The organism is Methylobacterium trifolii, assembly GCF_022179685.1.
GTDB classification, from domain to species: Bacteria; Pseudomonadota; Alphaproteobacteria; order Rhizobiales; family Beijerinckiaceae; genus Methylobacterium; species Methylobacterium trifolii.
Map to the genome: position 1 here is coordinate 1 of NZ_BPRB01000395.1, position 2,312 is coordinate 2,312.

At 67.0% G+C, this 2,312-nt stretch carries 3 protein-coding genes; 2 read left to right on the plus strand and 1 reads right to left on the minus strand.

Translation table 11 applies throughout. The annotated features are described in order from the left end of the window. Nucleotides 1-173, minus strand: a 173-nt coding sequence (locus tag COGEMETH_RS25100; RefSeq protein WP_238181223.1) for a transposase, incomplete at its 3' end; no start/stop codon positions are given. A gap of 252 nt (nucleotides 174-425) precedes the next feature. Here COGEMETH_RS25100 and COGEMETH_RS25105 point away from each other — a divergent pair. Together COGEMETH_RS25105 and COGEMETH_RS25110 are read left to right on the plus strand one after the other, a co-directional pair. Continuing rightward, the gene (locus COGEMETH_RS25105) at nucleotides 426-698 is read left to right on the plus strand and encodes a hypothetical protein (RefSeq protein ID WP_238185384.1); all 273 of its coding nucleotides are present in this window, start codon (nucleotides 426-428) and stop codon (nucleotides 696-698) included. A 497-nt stretch (nucleotides 699-1,195) separates the two neighbouring features. Beyond that, nucleotides 1,196-2,312 (plus strand): M10 family metallopeptidase (locus tag COGEMETH_RS25110; RefSeq protein ID WP_238185385.1); only part of this gene is annotated, 1,117 nt, incomplete at its 3' end.

A 2,312-nucleotide genomic window follows, 5' to 3' on the forward strand; every position in this document is an offset into this window, starting at 1 on the left:
ATGAACCGCCACGCCGCCCCCGTCCGGACGATGTAGCGCAGGCCGTTGAAAACCTCGCGAAGCTCGTGGTCCCGTTGCTCGGAATCCTCTCGCATCAGCCTCAGGTAAGGCGACACGACAGCCCATTCCTCATCGCTCACGTCCGACGGGTAGGCAAGGCGATCAAGGCTCATCACCACCAACAGACACGTCGCCTAAAAGTTCATAACACGCTCTAGGTCTTTGTTTTGACGCGCACTTTTACGACGAACCGGTATCCACTTCGTCGAAGTGCGCTCTAGTCGTCGAGAGCGGTGCACGTAATCCGTCATCGCGCGTGCGCAGTGGCACGTCACGACGGCGGACGGCTCCCCATCTTAGGTTCAGGCAGGACGAAACAGGGCCGAACGATCGGACTGTACTGCCTGAAGGAGCTGGATTATCCCATGAAGACCCGTATCGCCGCTGTCGTCACCGCGCTTGTCCTTGGCGTCGCCCCGATCTCGTCCGCAATGGCCTACAGCTCCGGCGTGCGCTACGGCGCTCCCGCCTGGACCTACGACGTCGAGGATACCGGTTCGATCGGCGCCCCTGCCGGAGGCTTCTACAGCCGGAACCCCGCGACGTGTTCGATGAGTTCGGCCGCCGAGGGCAACGCCAGGCAGCAGAACTTCCCCGTCCAGCAATACGGCCAGACCGCCGGCGGCAACCGCTGCTGATCGGCCGCGACGGGCCGGGGCATGGTCCCCAAGGCCTGTCCCCGCATCCCTCGAGCCCGCCCGGTCGATGACGGGGCGGGCTTTCTCGTGCTTGGACCCCGCTCCGAAGCCCTGGCGCCGCGCCGCGACACGAATCTGAGACCGATGGTCCAAACCTCCGACCCTTCTGCCATCGGCAGGCGCGAAGGCGCGTCGCCGCCCATGCGGCGCCGGAACGAGGATAACCGGTACGAACTCCAGCCTGCAGGTGCGGCTGCCGGAATTTCAGTCCGGATGCACCACCTGTTCGGGTAGTTGCCGCGCGACGATTTGGGGTTACTGTTCCCGGCCTGTCGATCGAAGCGCTCGACGTGTTCCGTCTCCAGGCTCTACGTCACATCCGCGTGTGCAGGGGCGGCACGGGCATGGGCGATGGCCCGCCGGACACGCGGGCCGTGATCGCCGGTCCGCCATCGGTGGGCGCACGCCGGAAACAACAGGCTTCGAGGGGGCAGGACATGGCGACGGGTGGGGCGAGCCAGGGCGCGACGGGCAACCAGGATCTCGACGGCCTGCTGTCGGGCTCCCGATGGGACGGCACGTCGATCACCTACAACTTCCCCACCGGCGCCGGCTATTACCCGGCCGACTACAACGGGGCCAACAACGAGCCCGCGAGCTTCGTGGCCGTCTCGGCCAGCTTCCAGAGCATGGTCCGCGACGCCCTGCACCAGTACGAACTGGTCGCCAACGTCACCTTCACCGAGGTCGGCGCCGGGGACGCGGCCAACATCAGCGTCGCGCGCACCGGCAACCTCAACGGCTTCAGCGGCTACGGCTACAATCCGGGCTCGGCCGCGCGGGCCGGCGACGTGTGGTTCCTGAGTTCGACGGCGCAGGTCGGCGACAGCGAGGTGCGCGGGCGCGGGACGTGGCGCCTCGTGATGCACGAGCTCGGCCACGCCCTCGGCCTCAAGCACAGCCAGGATGCGGGCGGCGTCGCCAACACGCCGATGACCGCCGCGCACGACTATAACGACTACTCGATCATGTCCTATCGCCGCACGCTCGGCGGCTCGACCAGCGACAATGCGCCGGAACCCTTCGGCTCTCCGCAGACGCCGATGATGTACGACATCGCCGCGCTCCAGACGATGTACGGGGCCAATTACGGCACGCAAGGCGGCAACAGCGTCTACACCTGGAGCCCGACCACGGGGCAGGCGTTCATCGACGGGGTCGGCCAGACCGCTCCGGGCGCGAACCGCATCTACGGCACCCTGTGGGACGGGGGCGGGATCGACACCTACGACCTCTCGAACTACGCCACCGACCTGCGCCTCGACCTGCGGCCGGGCGAATCCTCGACCTTCTCGAACGACCAGCTTGCCGTCACCGACACCCGCGACGGCACGCGGGCCGGCGGCAACGTCTTCAACGCCCTCCTCTTCAACGGCAACGCGGCCTCGCTGATCGAGAACGCGGTCGGCGGCATGGGCAACGACCTCATCACCGGCAACCAGGCCGACAACATGCTGATGGGCGGGGCCGGCAACGACACGATGCTCGGCGGCGTGGGCAACGACACCGTGTTCGGAAACCAGGGCGGGGACGTCCTGTTCGGCAACCAGGGCA